At 68.0% G+C, this 15,717-nt stretch carries 18 protein-coding genes and 1 riboswitch; of the genes, 6 read left to right on the top strand and 12 right to left on the bottom strand.

Going from position 1 to position 15,717, the window contains the following annotated elements; genetic code table 11:
• Positions 1-94: 94 nt before the first annotated feature.
• On the top strand, positions 95-874 hold the full coding sequence (locus B5F73_RS02400) for a hypothetical protein (protein WP_087225919.1): 780 nt from the start codon (positions 95-97) through the stop codon (positions 872-874).
• 72 nt (positions 875-946) lie between these two features.
• Positions 947-2,353, top strand: coding sequence for an aminopeptidase (locus B5F73_RS02395; RefSeq protein ID WP_087225916.1), 1,407 nt, complete (start codon positions 947-949; stop codon positions 2,351-2,353).
• Between the two features lie 371 nt (positions 2,354-2,724).
• Here the strand turns inward: B5F73_RS02395 and B5F73_RS02390 are convergent, their stop codons facing one another.
• The 4 genes from B5F73_RS02390 to B5F73_RS02375 are packed head-to-tail and all read right to left on the bottom strand — an operon-like array spanning position 2,725 to position 5,654.
• Complete coding sequence (locus tag B5F73_RS02390; RefSeq protein ID WP_087225914.1) at positions 2,725-3,501, bottom strand: ATP-binding cassette domain-containing protein; 777 nt, start codon at positions 3,499-3,501, stop codon at positions 2,725-2,727.
• A gap of 3 nt (positions 3,502-3,504) precedes the next feature.
• Complete coding sequence (locus tag B5F73_RS02385; RefSeq protein ID WP_087225911.1) at positions 3,505-4,545, bottom strand: ABC transporter substrate-binding protein; 1,041 nt, start codon at positions 4,543-4,545, stop codon at positions 3,505-3,507.
• Entirely contained in the window at positions 4,535-5,314 is a 780-nt protein-coding gene (locus B5F73_RS02380) for an ABC transporter permease (protein WP_087225909.1), read from the bottom strand. Before B5F73_RS02380 ends, B5F73_RS02385 begins: the two co-directional genes overlap by 11 nt.
• A gap of 1 nt (position 5,315) precedes the next feature.
• Positions 5,316-5,654 (bottom strand): thiamine-binding protein, encoded by a 339-nt coding sequence (locus B5F73_RS02375; protein ID WP_087225906.1) that lies wholly within the window; start codon positions 5,652-5,654, stop codon positions 5,316-5,318.
• Positions 5,655-5,704: 50 nt separating this feature from the next.
• A riboswitch (TPP riboswitch) is annotated at positions 5,705-5,816 on the bottom strand.
• A 368-nt stretch (positions 5,817-6,184) separates the two neighbouring features.
• Between B5F73_RS02375 and B5F73_RS02370 the strand changes: the two genes are divergently transcribed.
• On the top strand, positions 6,185-6,781 hold the full coding sequence (locus B5F73_RS02370; RefSeq protein WP_158094741.1) for a metal-dependent hydrolase: 597 nt from the start codon (positions 6,185-6,187) through the stop codon (positions 6,779-6,781).
• A 236-nt stretch (positions 6,782-7,017) separates the two neighbouring features.
• Here the strand turns inward: B5F73_RS02370 and B5F73_RS02365 are convergent, their stop codons facing one another.
• From B5F73_RS02365 to B5F73_RS02340, 6 genes are all read right to left on the bottom strand, one after another.
• Positions 7,018-7,470, bottom strand: a complete 453-nt coding sequence (locus B5F73_RS02365) for a C-GCAxxG-C-C family (seleno)protein (RefSeq protein WP_087225901.1) — start codon at positions 7,468-7,470, stop codon at positions 7,018-7,020.
• Positions 7,471-7,495: 25 nt separating this feature from the next.
• Positions 7,496-7,951: an Asp23/Gls24 family envelope stress response protein gene (locus B5F73_RS02360; protein ID WP_143803124.1), complete on the bottom strand. Its 456-nt coding sequence runs from the start codon at positions 7,949-7,951 to the stop codon at positions 7,496-7,498.
• A 125-nt stretch (positions 7,952-8,076) separates the two neighbouring features.
• Positions 8,077-8,409 (bottom strand): DUF2273 domain-containing protein, encoded by a 333-nt coding sequence (locus tag B5F73_RS02355; RefSeq protein ID WP_087225896.1) that lies wholly within the window; start codon positions 8,407-8,409, stop codon positions 8,077-8,079.
• Between the two features lie 3 nt (positions 8,410-8,412).
• Entirely contained in the window at positions 8,413-9,063 is a 651-nt protein-coding gene (amaP, locus tag B5F73_RS02350) for an alkaline shock response membrane anchor protein AmaP (RefSeq protein ID WP_087225893.1), read from the bottom strand.
• Between the two features lie 106 nt (positions 9,064-9,169).
• On the bottom strand, positions 9,170-10,540 hold the full coding sequence (gene nhaA / locus B5F73_RS02345; protein ID WP_087225890.1) for a Na+/H+ antiporter NhaA: 1,371 nt from the start codon (positions 10,538-10,540) through the stop codon (positions 9,170-9,172).
• Positions 10,537-11,142 (bottom strand): DUF1836 domain-containing protein, encoded by a 606-nt coding sequence (locus tag B5F73_RS02340; protein ID WP_087225887.1) that lies wholly within the window; start codon positions 11,140-11,142, stop codon positions 10,537-10,539. Before B5F73_RS02340 ends, nhaA begins: the two co-directional genes overlap by 4 nt.
• Positions 11,143-11,256: 114 nt before the next feature.
• Here B5F73_RS02340 and B5F73_RS02335 point away from each other — a divergent pair, with 114 nt between their 5' ends.
• Positions 11,257-12,114 carry a DegV family protein gene (locus B5F73_RS02335; RefSeq protein ID WP_087225884.1) on the top strand — a complete coding sequence of 286 codons (858 nt, stop codon included), beginning with the start codon at positions 11,257-11,259 and terminating at the stop codon, positions 12,112-12,114.
• A 116-nt stretch (positions 12,115-12,230) separates the two neighbouring features.
• Here the strand turns inward: B5F73_RS02335 and B5F73_RS02330 are convergent, their stop codons facing one another.
• Positions 12,231-12,932, bottom strand: coding sequence for a 5'-methylthioadenosine/adenosylhomocysteine nucleosidase (locus tag B5F73_RS02330; protein WP_087225881.1), 702 nt, complete (start codon positions 12,930-12,932; stop codon positions 12,231-12,233).
• 9 nt (positions 12,933-12,941) lie between these two features.
• The gene (locus tag B5F73_RS02325; RefSeq protein WP_087225877.1) at positions 12,942-13,430 is read right to left on the bottom strand and encodes an S-ribosylhomocysteine lyase; all 489 of its coding nucleotides are present in this window, start codon (positions 13,428-13,430) and stop codon (positions 12,942-12,944) included.
• A 270-nt stretch (positions 13,431-13,700) separates the two neighbouring features.
• On the opposite strand from B5F73_RS02325, the gene B5F73_RS02320 reads away from it, so the two are divergent.
• Positions 13,701-14,207, top strand: a complete 507-nt coding sequence (locus B5F73_RS02320) for an RNA polymerase sigma factor (protein ID WP_158094740.1) — start codon at positions 13,701-13,703, stop codon at positions 14,205-14,207.
• Entirely contained in the window at positions 14,204-15,355 is a 1,152-nt protein-coding gene (locus B5F73_RS02315) for a hypothetical protein (protein WP_087225869.1), read from the top strand. Before B5F73_RS02320 ends, B5F73_RS02315 begins: the two co-directional genes overlap by 4 nt.
• Positions 15,356-15,717: the final 362 nt, after the last annotated feature.

The raw sequence follows: 15,717 nt of genomic DNA, 5'->3' as shown, positions 1-15,717 counted from the left end.
CTTGTAAGGTCTTCGTGTCGTTTCTCGCCGCGCCGCACGTCAGGGACCCCATTGGGTACGTTTGGGATGTGAAATCGTTCACGGAAGGAGCCTCATGGCCGAGAAGAACGACCGCTCGGGCAGCCTGCTCGGGGACTTCTCGATTTCCCAGCTGCTCGCGACGGCGCTCGCGGCGGCGACGTCGTTCGCCCTCTCGACGCAGATCGGCATCGCCGGGTCGATCATCGGCGCCGTCGTGGGCGCCGTGGCCTCGGCGGTGGCCACGCAGCTCTACCGCAACATCCTCACCTCCTCTGCCGAGAGAATCCGCGCGCTCGGGTCCGACGCGGCCGACGAGACGCGCGCCGTCGGCTCGGTGTCGGGACGTGCCCGCGTGGAGGAGGTCGCGGCGTCCGGCACGCCGATCGCCCCGACCGAGGTGCGCGACGCCGCCCGCGAGCGGACGCGGGCCCGGGTCCGCAGGCGCGTGGCGCTGATCGCGGCGGCCGCGGGGGTCGTGGCCGTGCTCGCCTACGCGCTCGTGGTGAACCTGGCAACACAGGGCTCCGGCATCGGGTCCAAGCCGCAGGTCGCAGCGCCGGTCGCCGAGGAACAGGTCACGCAGGGCCAGCCGCAGCAGACGGAGCCCCAGGGCGAGACGACACAACCGGAGGAACCCGAGGTCACGACCGATGACGGAGACGTGACGCAGGGTGACGCCACGGCCGACCCCGAGGAGCCCGGGCAGTCCGAGCCGGTGGGCGACGACGCGATCTCAGCGGACGACGCCACCTCGGACTCGGCGGATACCGAGGGCTCGGACGGAGCGGACCAGCCGGCGGAGGACGACGCCACGCCGGCCGAGCCCGCCGCTCCGGATACGCCAGCAAACTAGTCCCGCGTCCTTCTCGCCCGCCGCGCAAGTGGGTAGAATCTTCTGCGGCACATCGATCGAGAAGGGAGTCACATGGAGCGTCCCAACGCCTGGAAGGGCTACACCTCCGAGCAGCTCGACGAGCTGCACTACCTCTGCGAGGGCTACAAGGCCTTCATCTCCGACAACAAGACCGAGCGCGAGTGCTGCGCCGCGTCGGTGGCCATGGCCGAGGAGGCCGGCTACGTGAGCCTGGCGAGCCGCGTCGAGGCCGGCGAGCCCCTCAAGCCCGGCGACAAGGTCTACGCCGTCAACCGCGGCAAGAGCCTCATGCTGCTGCACATGGGCACCGAGCCGCTCGAGCGCGGCGTCAACATCCTGGGCGCCCACATCGACTCGCCGCGCCTGGACGTCAAGCAGGACCCCGTAGAGGAGAAGAACGAGATCGTCACGCTGGACACGCACTACTACGGCGGCGTCAAGAAGTACCAGTGGGTCACCATCCCGCTGGCCATCCACGGCGTCGTGGCCAAGAAGGACGGCAGCGTCGTGAACGTAGTGATCGGCGAGGACGAGGATGACCCCGTCTTCTGCATCTCCGACCTGCTGATCCACCTCTCGAGCGAGCAGCTGGGCAAGAAGGCCAGCGAGGTCATCGACGGCGAGATGCTCGACGTGCTGGTGGGCAACCGCCCGATCGTGATCGAGGAGGGCTCGGAGGAGAGCGAGGATGCCAAGAAGTCCCCGGTCAAGGCCGGCGTGCTTGCCGTTCTGAGCGGGCAGCTGGGCATCGAGGAGGAGGACCTGCTCTCCGCCGAGCTCGAGGTCGTCCCCGCCGGCGCGGCGCGTGACCTGGGCCTGGACCGCTCGATGATCCTGGGCTACGGCCAGGACGACCGCTCCTGCGCCTACACGAGCCTCGTGGCGCAGCTCGACGCCGAGACGCCCGCGCGCACGGCCGTGTGCCTGCTCGTGGACAAGGAGGAGATTGGCTCCGTGGGTGCCACCGGCATGACCAGCCACTTCTTCGAGGACACGATGGCCGAGGTGCTCGAGCTCGCCGGCCAGTCGGGCCCGCTCGCACTGCGTCGTTGCCTCGCGGCGTCCAACATGCTGTCGAGCGACGTCTCGGCCGGCTTCGACCCCACGTTCGCGAGCGTCTTCGAGCCGAAGAACTCGGCGTACCTGGGCCACGGCCTCACGTTCAACAAGTACACGGGCAGCCGCGGCAAGTCTGGCTCCAACGACGCCGACGCTGAGTACGTGGCCACCATCCGTCGCGTGATGGACGAGGGGGGCGTCGCCTGGCAGACCGCCGAGCTGGGCAAGGTCGACGCAGGTGGTGGCGGCACGATCGCCTACATCCTGGCCACCTACGGCATGAACGTGATCGACTGCGGCGTGCCCGTGCTCTCAATGCACGCCCCGTGGGAGGCCACGAGCAAGGCTGACATCTACGAGGCCTACCGCGGCTACCGCGAGTTCCTCAAGCTCACGTAGGCGTCTGGCTCGCCTGAAAGTCTGTCGCCCCGCCGGTTTTCACGCGGAAGTACTCTTCGAGAATCTTTCGCATGGAAAACCGGCGGGGCTGTTTCTTGCCGTTCGTATGTCTGGGCGTTGGTCGCAGACGCATAAAACCGTCGCTCGTGCAGCATTAGGGGCCTTCGAGAGATCAAAAGGCTCGTTCGTGTAGCGTAGTTTTTCGGAAAAATCGCTCCCTATGCCGCCGGGAATCACGAAACCGCAGGAAAGAATATATCTCTTTTAATCGAATTCACTTTTTCGGCTAAATTAACGCTACACGAGCGAGACTTTTGATTTTCAAATCGCCGATTTGTAGCACGAGCGGCATTTTTATGCAGAGGGCAGACCTAGCCGAGGAGAGCCATGACCTCTCGCTTGGCTGCGAGGTACTCGTCGGTGAGCTCGAAGCTCTCGCTGGCCACGCGGTCAACCGTCACGATGCCCGCCACATGGCTGGGCTCCCCTGCCGCCGGCGCGCCCGCGAGCACGTAGATGCGGCTCGCCATAGAGACGGCCTCGTCCACGTCATGCGTGATCACGAGCGCGGAGAGCCCCAGCTCGGCGGCAACGTCCACGAACCAGCGACGCACGTCCGTGCGCGTTAGGGCGTCGAGCGCCGAAAACGGCTCGTCGAGCAGCGTCACGTCGGCGCCCATGAGGTAGGTGCGCAGGAACGCAGCGCGCTGCCGCATGCCGCCGGAGAGCTCGCTCGGCCACTTGAGCTCACAGCCCGCGAGGCCAAAGCGCTCGAAGAGAGGTGCCGCCTTGGCGCGCGCCTCGTCACGGCGCATGCCCGAGAGCACGAGTGGCAGGCACACGTTGTCGATGATGCGACGGCTCGGCAGCAGCAGATCCTTCTGGAGCATGTAGCTCACGCGGCCCGGCCGCCCGGTCACGTCCTCCCCGTGCAGGAGGACGTGACCGGACATGGGGGTCGTGAGGCCGGCGAGGGCGTGCAGGATCGTGGTCTTGCCGCAGCCGGATCGACCGACGAGACAGCAGACCTCGCCCGGGGCAACGTCCACGGTGACCCCCTGGACGACGATGCGCTCGCCGTCCCAGGAGAGCGTGAGGTCACGTGCCTCGAGCGCAGGAGCCTGCGACTTCCTCTCGTCGGCCGTCATGCGCTACTCCAGGTAGGAGAGGTCGTAGCCGGCGTTGACGTCGATCTGGTTGGCCAGCAGCTGGTTGTCGTTCAGCCAGCCGTAGAAGGCGGCCCAGCGGTCGGGGTCGATGACGCCCCAGCCCTCGGCCTCGGCCACGTACTGGTCAGCAAGGTAGGTCTGGCTCTGGTGGACGAGCGCCGAGTCGAGCTCGGGCACCTGGGCGCAGAGGATGTCCGCGGCGGCGTCGGGGTTCTCGACGGCGTACTCGTAGCCCTTCTTGACAGCGCGCAGGAAGGCCTTCACGACCTCGGGGTTCTCCTTCGCGAAGTCGTCATTGGCAGCGATGACCGGGGTATAGTAGTCAAAGACCGGGTCGACCGAGATGAAGCTGAAGTAGTTGACGTCCACGTCCTGGACGATCGCATTCTGGACGGCCCAGGCCTCGTAGACCCACACGGTGTCGTACATGTTGGCGCGCAGGCCTGCCACGTCGTCGTCGGTCTCGTACGGAACGAGCTCGACGTTGTCCCAGTTGCCGCCGTCAGCCTCCACGCACTGCTTGACCGTGGCCTGCTCGACGGGCATGTTCCAGGTGGCGTAGGTGTGACCCTCCATCGCGGCCGGGTGCGTGATGCCGTCCTCGGCACGGCTCATGATGCCGGAGGTGTTGTGCTGGATGACGGCGGCGACGGCGGAGTAGGGCATGGGCTGGTCGGAGGCCAGGTTGTTGGCGATGTAGTCCTGATAGGAGATGCCAAGGTTGGCGCCACCGGCGCCGATGAGCGCGTCCGCACCGTCCTCGGGCGGCTGGACGATCTCCACCTCGAGGCCCTCATCGGCGAAGTAACCCTGGTCGAGGGCCACGTAGAGGCCGGTGTGGTTGGTGTTGGGCGTGTAGTCCAGGACGAACGAGACCTTGGTGGTCTCGGCGACGTCGGAATCGCCCTCCGCGGCGGGCTGCTCGGAAGTTCCGGCGCCCCCGCACGCGGCGAGCGCGGTCGTGGCGACGGCGCCGCCGGCGACGGCGACAAACTGGCGGCGGCTGAGGTTCTTATCGGTCATGGTAGTTCCCTTCTGCCCTCTTCCAGGGCATGCAGACGCGCTGGGCGAGCTCCACGAGCTTCATGAGGCCCAGCGACAGGGCTGTGATGACGATGATCGACGCAAAGAGCCGATCGTAGGCGAAGGACTTGCGCACGCGCGTCATGTAGACGCCCAGGCCCACGTTGCCGCCGAGCCACTCGGCGATGACGGCGCCGACGATGGCATAGGTGGCGGAGATGCGCAGGCCGGAGAAGAACTGGTCGGCCGCGGCAGGCAGCTTGGCGTACCAGAAGATCTGCCAGCGCGACGCGTTCATCGTGCGCATGAGGTCGATGGCGTCGGGGTCCACCGAGCGAAAGCCCGAGACGAGCGAGACCGTGATCGGGAAGAACGTGGAGAGGACCACGAGCACGATCTTGGGCAGGGCACCGTAGCCGAGCCACAGCACCAGAAGCGGCGCGATGGCCACGGTGGGGATGGTCTGCGAGACGGTCATGAGTGGCTCGAAGGCCAGGTAGAACGTCTCGAAGCGATCCATCAGCACCGCAAAGACAAAACCGAGCGCCACGCCCAGGGCCAATCCCGCAGCTGCCTCCCCCAGCGTGACCACGCAGTGCCCGGTGATGAGCGGCGCGTCCTCGACGAGGGCGGCCACCACCTGCACCGGCGTGGGCAGCAGGAAGTTGGGCACCACGCCCAGGTCCACAAGAAGCTCCCAGACCACGAGCAGCGCGGCGAGGGCCGCGAGCGGCACCCCTATACGACGGGCCTTGCTCGGTGCGGACACGCTACGCCGCCTCGACGCTCTTCTGGGCGAACTCGGGGTCGCCGGGGTGATACTTGCCGATCTTGCGGTCGGTGGACATGACGTCGCCGTCGGGGCGGAAGTTGATCTTGGCGTAGCACATCATGTGCTTGCACCCCGCCTTGGCGCCCACGAGCTGGCAGTTCTTGAGGATCTCCATGCAGGTCTCGTAGTCGCCCTCGATCGCCGTCTCGAACGGGCCGACGAAGTAGTCGACCCCCGTCGAGTCGATGTAGGCGATGACGGCATCCACCGCGTCGCACGTGGCATCGTCGGTGGTGGCGTCCATGGGCAGGAACTGAATCGCAACCGAGCAGTTCACGCGCCCTCCCTTCCGGGTACCCAAGGCACCCCGTCTCTCGTAGGTGCCTCGTTGCGCGCGAAGCTCGTCCCTACGCCGGCATTACCCGGATCAGGTTCCTGGGTCAGGGCCGCGATCCTGGGCCCAATCTCAGCCGGCGTGCGCCAGCCCCCCGTTGTCGTTAGGTAGTGTAGCACGCTTGGGCGGCGGCGGTTGCGAAGCCCGTTCGCGCATATGGGAGGCAGGCGTGGCTCATTTTGGAGACAATCTGCCTTCAAAACCGACTTGTGAATAGATTTCTACTCGCGCGAGAGCAATAACAAATTCTCGAATTAAATATATCTGGGGTTTTACGGTAGGTGACATGTGCGTCAAGCGCGCTCGAGCCTAGCGTCAATTCAGAAGTCGGTTTTGAAGGCAGGGCTCTCTCAACGAGAGCCCGTACTGAGGGACAAATCGACTCTGCCGACAGCTGGAAACACGTTCTGACGCCGACTTCACACGACATTGCAGCGCACGCTACCATGGGGCGACGAGAGAAACGGAGCGCGATGACGGGACGGACGCATCTCGCGGTGGGCGCGGCGGCGGCGATGCTGGCGGCGGGTCCCGCCGCGGGTCTCACGGGCCTTGCGGTCGCGGCCGCCGGCGGGGCCGCCGGCTCCGTCCTGCCCGACCTCGACGTGCGCGACACCGCGCACCCCTGGCGGGAGCGGCTCACGCGGGCCGGCGCCGCCGCGCTGCTCGTCGGCGCACTGGTCTATGACGCTGTGAGCGGGGCCTCCCTCGCGCGGGAAGCGATGGCACGCGGGCTCGGGCCACTCCTGCTCGGGGCGGTCGGTCTCGTCGCCCTCGCGTGCGCTGCGCGTCTCTCGGCGCACCGATCCTTCTCGCACTCGCTTCTCGCGCTGGCCGGCTTTGCCGCAGCGACCTATCTGGTCTGCCCGCCGCTCGCGCCGTACCTGGCGCTCGGCTTTGCCACGCACCTCGCACTCGACGCGCTCACCTACCGTAGCCTGCGCCTGTTCTGGCCCCTCCCCCACGGCTTCAGCGCCCGCCTCTGCAAGACGGGCGGCGTCGTGGACGCGTGCTGCCTCGTCGCGGCGCTCGCGGTCATCGCGCTCTCCTGCTGGCGCGCGCTTTCTTGAGGTTATGTGCACTCCGTCAGAGGGTATGTGCACAGTTCATCACTTGATGTTTACACCACTATGTTTCGTACCTGCAGAAATGCGGTTGCATGGTACCGTATAAATTGTGCAATTGTGCGCACAACATCGGACGGACTGCACATAGCCTACGCGTGAGGAATCGTCCGGAGGACGAGGGTGGCCTCGGGCGACGAGAGCCTGACGCCGCGCGAGTTCAGGGAGACGTTCGAGAGGTCCTAGTCCTCCGCGCGCACGCCGAGCTCGCGGCAGAGGATCCGTGCCGCTGCCCTGGCGGCGACGGCGCAGTTCTCCTGGCAGCGGGACTCGCGCTCGGCGCTGTGCCACTCCATCGCGCGGGTGAGCACGCAGCAGCAGGGCGTGCGCACACCCGTCTCCTCGCAGAAGGCGTCGTGCAGCTCGGCGGCGAGCGGCTTGGTGCGCTCCATCGTGCCCATCATGAGGCCGAGAAACACCACGCCGCCGTTGAGGGCGCCGCAGAGGCAGCGCGACCCGCCGATTCCGGCGCCCATGCCCGCGCCCGCGGACACCACGGCACGCGGGAAGTCGGGCTCGAAGGCGTCCCAGAGCGCCGCGATGACAGACTCGCCGCAGTTCATGTGGTCCGGGCCCGGTCGGTTGTTGTGGCTTGCCGCCGCGCCCACGGCGGCGATGCTCACGCTGTCACGCATGTCGCCCTCCTCGCGGACGTGGCCGCTACTCCTCGTCCTCGGGCTCGTCCCTCTTGGGGCGACGCGAGCGCTGCTCGATCTCCTCCTCGGTGAGGACGTCCTCGATGCGCAGGTTGACGCCGGCGACCTCGAGGCCCGTCATGCCCGTGACCTGCTTGACCACGGCGCGCTTGACGTCCTCGAAGACCTGCGGCGCGTACGCGCCGTACTCGATCAGCACGGAGATGTTCACGCGCACGGCGCTCTCGGGGGTGACCTCCACGGTCACGCCGGCGGTGGAGTCGCTCGCACCGAAGGCGTCCTGAACGCGGTTGAACCAGTTGCCCTTCATGCCCACGACGCCCGGCACCTCGCGCATGGCGATCGCGGCGATCTTCTCGATGACGCCGTTGGAGAAGGTCAGCGAGTCCTCCGAGTCCACGTCCTCGTCGTCGGCGACGGCCTCGATGTCGGTGCTCTCCTCCGTGGTGGTGGCGAGCATCGTGGGCTCCTCGGCCGCGGCGGCGGTCGTCTCGGCGTCGGTGGTAAGCGTCTTCGCGTCTTCCGTCTTGCTCATCGTCTCTCTCCTCGCTGCCGGGGCTCGCGCCCGAGGGCCAATCGCAGTCGCTAGTTACGTGAGAACAGTCTCCGGAGCAGGTCCATGATCTTGGAGTCGCCGTCGAGCGCCTGGCCCGCGGCCACGCCCACAATCACGAGGACCACGATCACGAGCGCCTTGAACAGGCCGAGCGTCAGAAACAGGATCGCCGCCACGAACCCGAGGACGCCGCCCCAGAAGGCGTGCTCGTGTCCCGGGAACGTCCGGCGCACCCAGGCAAAGAGGCGCGCCGAGCCGTCGCGGACCGCCTCGCCGACGGTGTAGGAGCCGTCGTCGGGCGCGGGGCGCTCGCCCCTGTCCTCCAGCTCGATCTTGGGGCGCGGGGTCTTCTCGTCCGCCATCGCTTACGCCTCCCTCTCCGCGTCGCGCGCGGGGCCCATCGAGACGGTGATCTCGCTCGTCGTGTCCTCGGGCGCCGGGGCACTCGTCGCCTCGCGCTCGGGGGCGACGGCCTCGGCCTCGCCCGTCTCGGCGAGCGTCACGGACTCGGGCTCGACGAACTCCAGGCTCACGTTCTCGACGGTGTCGCCGCAGACGGCGGCGAGGCCGTCCACCAGCTCGGCGTGCAGCTCGGCGCCCTTGGCGACCACGTCGACCGTCTGGCGCGGCAGCACGCGGACGTGCACGCGGACGTGCCCGCGCGGCTTGGCGTCCACGTGGACGCGCGCGGCGACGCAGGTCCCGTCGGCCTCGACGATGTGGGAGGCCTGCGCGGCGATGGCGTCGCGCGTCACCGAGATGACGCCGCCGTCCACCGTGGCGACCTCGACCGTGCGCACGCGCTTCCCGGCGAAGAGCGCGCGGCCGAGAAGGACGAGCAGCCCGACTCCGCTCACGATCAGGCACGCGAGCACGGCCAGCGCATAGGGCTCGAGGTAGAGCAGGGCGGTCGCCTCGTCCGTCCACGGCCCGTACCACGTGAGCGTGAGGGCTGCCAGGGCGAAGACGGTCGCGAGCACGAAGATGACCGTACAGAGACGTTTGAGTCCGCGCATGTGAGTCTCCAATCAGGCGCCGTCCGGGCGGCGCCGCGTCTTCATCCTAGGATACCCCAAGCGGCGGACAACATGACGGGGTGCGAGACCCGGGCGGCGGACGGGCCTACCGCCGGCGTCGCCCTTCTCGCCCGCGGCGGATGAGCAGCCGCCCGAAGAGCATGCCGAGAAGGGCCGAGGCGACCGAGCCCAGAAGGATCGCGCACTTGGCCGCGATGGCGTCGGCGGGGTCGGCGAAGGCGAGGCCGCAGATCAGGATGGACATGGTGAAGCCCACGCCGCCCATGAGGCCGACCGTGACCACCTGGGCCCAGTCCATGCCGCGCGGCAGACGCGCGAAGCCCAGGCGCACGAGCAGCACGGTCACGCCGATGATGCCGATCGGCTTGCCCACGACGGCGCCGAGGAAGACGCCGTGCGCGACGGGGCTCGTGAGCACCGACGCCATGTTGGCGCCCACGAGGTGGAGCTCGGCGTTGACGAAGGCGAACAGCGGCAGCACGCAGAAGTTCACGAGGACCGAGACGTAGCGCTCCATGCGCTGCAGCGGCGGCGTCACGTGGTGCATGACGCGCTCGACGCGCCAGGCGCCGTCGGTGAAGTCGTGCTGGCCGAGGACGTGGCCCTCGTCGTCGTAGGTGTCGTCGAGGTCGCGGGCGCGTGCGGCGAGCCAGCCCCCGAGGTCGGCGAGGCGCACGTCCGAGCGGCTCGGCAGCGCGAAGGCGAGGATGACGCCGGCGAGCGTGGCATGGATGCCCGAGTTGAACATGCAGGCCCACAGCACGAGGCCGACGGCCACGTAGGGCCCCACCGAGTAGACGCGGGCGCGGTTGAGCGCGGCGAGCGCGGCGACGAAGACGAGCGAGGCCGCGCACCAGGCGAGGTCCGGCGTCTGCCCGTAGAAGAGCGCGATAACCACGATGGCGAGGATGTCGTCGGCGATGGCGAGCGTCTGAAAGAAGACCCTGGCCTCGGGGGAGACGCGGTCGCCCAGCAGCGACACCACGCCGAGCGCGAAGGCGATGTCGGTCGCGATGGGGACCGCCCATCCGCGCGGCTCGCCCCCGCCGAGCACGTTGACGGCAAGGTAGATGAGGGCGGGCACGCAGACGCCGCCCACCGCGGAGAGCATGGGCAGCGCCGCCTGTCGGGGCCGCCGCAGCTGGCCGACCGTCATCTCGTACTTGAGCTCGATGCCCACGAGCAGGAAGAACACCGCCATGAGGAAGTCGTTGACGAACTGCTCCACGGTGAGCGCCACCGAGAGGCGGCCCACGCCCACCGAGAGCGGCAGCTCGAGCACGTACTCGACCCCCTCGTAGAGCGGGGAGTTGGCCACCACGAGGGCGAGAAGGGCGGCGCCCACCATGACCGCGGCGGCGATGGTGCTGCTCGAGGTGAGGCGCGAGAGCGAGCTTCGGCGCTCGAGGCGGCGCACGACCGCCGGCTCGTCGAAGATGGACCCGGGGCGCGTCACCTCTGCTCGCCACCGTCGGCGAGAAGGAGCGTCTGCTCGACGAAGACCTTCGTGGCGAGCGAGGCCACGGACACCTCGATCAGGCGCTCGAGCTCGGGGTCGAGGCTCCTCTCGGCCGCCTCCCCCAGGCCGACGCCTTCCTCGCGCAGGGACTCGCGCGCGTCGGCGCCGTCGAAGCAGGCCGCGAGCGAGCGCTCGAGCAGGCCGCAGGCCTCGTCGTAGAGCCAGGCGAAGTCGGCGCCCGAGGCGTAGATGCGCTCCATGAGCTGCTTGACCTGGGCGATGGAGAAGACGCGCTTGAACGCGCAGACAAAGAGCAGCGAGGCGAGGTGCCTGCGGGTGTAGCGCTTCTTGTGCGGCGCCGGGATGACGCCCTGCTTGACGTAGTTGTTGACCATCGACCCGGTCACGGTGGCGTCGCCGGGGACCCGCATGAACTCGAGCTCCTGGGTCACGAGCGTGAGAACCTGGTCGAGGTAGAGCTCGATGCGGGGCATCTCGCTGATCCGGGTGATGTGGAGGGTGCGCATGCGCTCGGCGAGCCGCTCGCGCGCGGCGGCGTCCACGTGCGGGAGCGCGATGATCTTGTCCTTGTCGCCCATGTGCCGCTCCTGTGCAGTTACCGAAAAACAGTCAATCTAGTATTGAATACCGTGTTGCGGGGAACTACGCTCCCATCATAGCGAACGTACGGCCCGACACGCCTGGGGGGACCCATGAACGACCAGCGAATCGCCATCATCACGGACTCCGGGACGGACACGCCGGCAGACTTCGTCGCCGCTCACGACGTGCGCGTCATCCCGCTGCGCATCAACTACTCCGACGGCTCGAGCTACGAGAACGGCGTCGACATCACCACCGAGGACGTCGTGCGGCGCTTTGACGAGGAGATTCCCACCACGTCGCTGCCCTCCCCCATGAAGATCCAGCAGACCTTCGAGCAGGCCAGGCGCGACGGCTACGCGGGCGCCGTCGTGGTGACCATCTCGTCGGGCCTCTCCGCCACCTACGAGACCGTGAGCATGGTCGCGCGGCAGATGGAGGACTTCCCCGTCGTCACGGTGGACACCAAGAGCATCGGCGTGGCCGCCGGCATGGTCGTCATGGAGGCGGTGCGCCAGGTCGAGGCCGGCATGCCGCTCGAGCGCCTGGGCAGCGTGCTCACGGCGGTGAGCGAGCGCGTGCGCGTGTACTTCTCGGTTCAGAAGCTCGACTTCCTGCGCAAGGGCGGGCGCATCAGCGAGGCCGTCTACCGCGTGGGCTCCATGCTCAACATCAAGCCGGTCCTCACCTGCGACGAGCGCGAGGGCAAGTACGTGATCGAGAAGAAGCCGCGCGGCTGGCAGAAGGCCCTGAAGACCCAGGTCGACCTCATCGCCGAGCAGGCGGCGCGCTGGAACCAGGTGCGCGTGGCCGTGTGCACCTTCGACCCGAGCCTGCGCGGGGAGCTCGAGGCGCGCCTGCGCGAGCGCGTGGGCAACGCCGTCGAGTTCATCAGCTGCGGCATCTCGGCCGACCTGCTCGTGCACACGGGGCCCACGCTCGTTGGCATGGCGGTCATGGGCATGTAGCCGCGCAGCCGCGGCGAGAGGGGACAACATCCGGCGCTCAGACAGCTTGCCGAGAAGAGCGCTCGGCAAGAACTCGCGGCGGACGTTACCCCCTCTCGCCGTGGCGGGCAGGTTGATTACAGCGCGGCGACCATGTGGGCGACGATCTTGGCGCAGTGGTGGGCTGCGGCCTGCTCGAACTGGGCGTAGGTGACGGTCTGGCCCTCGGCGCCGGGCTTGTCCGAGATGGCGCGCACCACGGCGAAGGGGACGCCGTTCAAGGTCGCCACCTGGGCGATCGCGGCGCCCTCCATCTCGCAGCACACGGCCCCGAACGTCGAGACGATGCGCTCGCGGTCCTCCTCGGCGGAGATGAACTGGTCGCCCGAGGCCACACGGCCGGCGACGGCGTGGACGTCGGACGCAACCTCGGCGGCCGTCGCGAGCGCGACCTCGCGCATGCGGGCGTCGGCGACGAACTCCGCGCGGTCGCGGCCGGGGATCAGGCCGGGCGCGTAGCCGAGCGGCGCCACGGAGAAGTCGTGCTGGACGCAGTCGGTGGCCACGACGAGGTCGCCGACGTCGAGGCCCTCCGGGTCGAGCGAGCCGGCGATGCCGGTGTTGATCAGGTGCGTGACGTGGAAGCGATCGACGAGCGCCTGCGCGCAGACGCCGGCGTTGACCTTGCCGATGCCGCACTTGACGACCACCACGTCCCTCTCGCCCAGGCGTCCCTCGTAGAAGTCCATGCCCACGGCCGAGGTGACCTCCTGGTCGAAGAGGCGCTCGCGCAGGAGCTCGACCTCCACGTCCATCGCGCCGATGATTCCGATCTTCACGTGTGCCCCCTAGCTCTCCGGGTAGACGAGGTGCGCCTCGTCGATGTGCTCGAGCGTGTTCTCCAGGTAGCGCCGCGCCCACCAGCGGGCCTGCGTGAGGTCGGCGTCGTGCCAGTTGCCGCACTCCTCCGGGCGCGCGCCGGGGATCTCCCCCTCGAAGTCGCGGATGAACTCGAAGGTCGCGCGCACGAGCGGCGCCACCTCGGCGGAGGTGTGCTCACCAAAGAGGATGAGGTAGAAGCCGGTGCGGCAGCCCATCGGGCCAAAGTAGACCACCCGGTCGCGCCAGGTAGGGTCGTTGCGCAGGTAGGTGGCACCGAGGTGCTCTATGGCGTGAACAGCGGCGGTGTCCATGACCGGCTCACGGTTGGGGGCAGTCAGACGCAGGTCAAACGTGGTGACCACGGCTCCCGTAGCGGGGTCGGCGTCCACGCGGCTCACGTAGACCCCCGGCTCGAGCACGAGGTGGTTGACGGTGAAGCTGGCGATCTTGTCCATGGGGCTCCCTGCGACGCGGTTCTTCTCGCCCCAGTGTACCCCACGAACCCAAACCCCCAGACGGTTTGGATTCGTGCACGCGCTACGGAACGGACGGCAGTCGGAGAAAGCCCAGTTGAGCGAATTTGCGATCGCGTGATGGCGGAAAACGTGAACCCAAACCGCGAGGGAGGGGGCCTTGGGTGCGAAACTTTGGGTCGTCCTTCGCGGAAAACTTGGGACAAACTACCCTCAGGCCCGTGTTCAAGGCAGAGACGAGAGGAGCGAGACGTGCCGCAACGGGTGGCGAGAGATGACGCGTTCCTGCGCGCGGCGATGCGCGACCACGGAGCGAGCGTGCTGCGGCTGGCGCTCTCGCAGACCGGGTCGCGCGCCGACGCCGAGGACGTCTACCAGGACGTCTTCGTGGCGCTTGCCTGCTGCGACACCCAATTCGCGGATGATGACCACCTGCGCGCCTGGCTGCTGCGTACCACGCTCAACCGCTGCCGAGACCTCGCGCGGTCATGGTGGAGGCGGCACGCGCAGTCGTTCGATGCGCTGGGCATCGAGGTCGCGCAGGCCGAGAAGGACGACGCACCCTGGACCGACGCCCAGCTCTGGGAGGCCATCCGGCGGCTCCCCGAGCGCTATCGCGCCGTCGTTCACCTGCGCTACGTGGAGCAGCTGCCTGCAGACGCCATCGCCGCCACATGCGGCATCTCGGAGTCGGCGGTGCGCACGCGCCTCTCGCGCGCCATGCGAAAGCTGAGGGTCTACCTGGGAGGCATGTCATGAGCGAGAAGAACCGCGTAGAGAAGCGCCTGGGCGAGCTGTATTGTGAGGTGCGTCCGAGCGCCGAGCTCGACGACGCCGTGCTGAGTCGCGTGCGCGAGCTGCGAGCACGGGAGGCGGAGCCGAGACGCCGCGTCCTTGTCAGCCGCCGCGTCGCGCTCGTCGGGGCCGCGGGATGCGCCGTCACGGCAGGGCTGGCGCTGGGGCTGCCGGCGCTCCTTCAGCGTGACGGCACCGAGAACGCGTTTGGCCTGGCTATCGCGCAGGCTGCCGAGACCGGCGAGGCCATTGCCGTGGAGGCCACGCCCGACGGCCTCATGCCGCAGGACGGCACGTACGGCAGCTACCTCAAGCTCTCGCTCAACCTCAGCGCGAGCGGCGAGGGCCTCGAGGCCGTGACGTACCGCGTGACGGACAGTCCCGTCGTCACGATCGACCGGCCGAGCGTTCACGACCCGATTCACGAGTACCCCGTCGTGTCGCTCTCTACCGACGAGGAGGGCAACATCGATTCGCTCGCCTTCGACTGCTTGACCGGCGCGGACAACGACGTTGCCTACCTCACGATTTCCAACGAGGACGCCTACTGGACGGCAGACGAGACGCTCACGCTGCTCAAGACGTGGCTCGACCTTCAGAGCTCGTGGATCCCCAGCAACGACGAGTACGCGCAGCGCGAGGGCGAGACGGACGAGCAGCACCTCGGGCGCATCGAGGCGCTCGACGAGCAGGCGGAACAAGACCATGCGGCGCTGCAGCCCCAGATCGATGCCGCGCACGAGGCCTACCTCGAGAGCTTCCGCGCGCACGCCGCCACGCAGGAGGACTTCGTCGCATGGGAGCGCTCGCTCTACCTGAGCTCCTTCACCTGCGCAGAGGACGCCTTCGAGCAGGCAAGGCTCGAGGCTACGGCCTCCTTCGCGGGCGGGGGCACGCAGACGCGGCGCTACCGCATCACGCTGGTGGACGGCTACGAGCAGGTGCTCTCCGAGCGCTTTGACGCGCTGCTCGCCATCGACGACGACTTCTCCCAGTGCCTGGAGGAGGAGCTTCCCTGGCACGAGTACCCCACGCCCACCGAGGGGCAGATCGCCGCCGACCCGCGCCTCTCTGAGCCGATCTTCCAGATTGAGGACGTAACGGAGGCGTAGGGCAACTCCAGAAATAGCCGCCCTTGTCCTGGCGCGTTCTAGGAAAGTCCGCTGTTGTCATTGGGTGCTCTAGGATTATCGACCCTTGTCCGGGAGCGTTCTAGAAAAGCCTGCCCTTGTCCCGCCGGAAGGGATTCAGCGTCGCAAAACCCTTCGATTCCGGGCGAATTTGAGGACAAGGGCCGGGTTTTTTAGATCGCACCCGGACAAGGGCCGGGTTTTTTAGATCGCACCCGGACAAGGGCCGGGATTTCTGATATGAGAGAGTCTCCGTCAAGCGACAAATCCGCCCCGGCCCCGGTCCCCCGGCGCCAGGGCCGCGCTCGTATGTCGCCCTCCCGGGGCGGGCCGCGTCTCGGGCA

It is taken from the genome of Olsenella sp. An270 (genome assembly GCF_002159735.1).
Taxonomy (GTDB): Bacteria; Actinomycetota; Coriobacteriia; order Coriobacteriales; family Atopobiaceae; genus Thermophilibacter.
Note: the sequence above shows the minus strand (reverse complement) of the source record. Positions and strands in the feature narration are given on the sequence as shown.

Coding starts and splice junctions, on each gene's coding strand:
- B5F73_RS02400 (WP_087225919.1), top strand. CDS start 95: ATGGCCGAGAAGAACGACCGCTCGGGCAGCCTGCTCGGGGACTTCTCG.
- B5F73_RS02395 (WP_087225916.1), top strand. CDS start 947: ATGGAGCGTCCCAACGCCTGGAAGGGCTACACCTCCGAGCAGCTCGAC.
- B5F73_RS02390 (WP_087225914.1), bottom strand. CDS start 3,501: ATGACGGCCGACGAGAGGAAGTCGCAGGCTCCTGCGCTCGAGGCACGT.
- B5F73_RS02385 (WP_087225911.1), bottom strand. CDS start 4,545: ATGACCGATAAGAACCTCAGCCGCCGCCAGTTTGTCGCCGTCGCCGGC.
- B5F73_RS02370 (WP_158094741.1), top strand. CDS start 6,185: ATGACGGGACGGACGCATCTCGCGGTGGGCGCGGCGGCGGCGATGCTG.
- B5F73_RS02365 (WP_087225901.1), bottom strand. CDS start 7,470: ATGCGTGACAGCGTGAGCATCGCCGCCGTGGGCGCGGCGGCAAGCCAC.
- B5F73_RS02360 (WP_143803124.1), bottom strand. CDS start 7,951: ATGCTCGCCACCACCACGGAGGAGAGCACCGACATCGAGGCCGTCGCC.
- B5F73_RS02355 (WP_087225896.1), bottom strand. CDS start 8,409: ATGGCGGACGAGAAGACCCCGCGCCCCAAGATCGAGCTGGAGGACAGG.
- amaP (WP_087225893.1), bottom strand. CDS start 9,063: ATGCGCGGACTCAAACGTCTCTGTACGGTCATCTTCGTGCTCGCGACC.
- B5F73_RS02340 (WP_087225887.1), bottom strand. CDS start 11,142: ATGGGCGACAAGGACAAGATCATCGCGCTCCCGCACGTGGACGCCGCC.
- B5F73_RS02335 (WP_087225884.1), top strand. CDS start 11,257: ATGAACGACCAGCGAATCGCCATCATCACGGACTCCGGGACGGACACG.
- B5F73_RS02325 (WP_087225877.1), bottom strand. CDS start 13,430: ATGGACAAGATCGCCAGCTTCACCGTCAACCACCTCGTGCTCGAGCCG.
- B5F73_RS02315 (WP_087225869.1), top strand. CDS start 14,204: ATGAGCGAGAAGAACCGCGTAGAGAAGCGCCTGGGCGAGCTGTATTGT.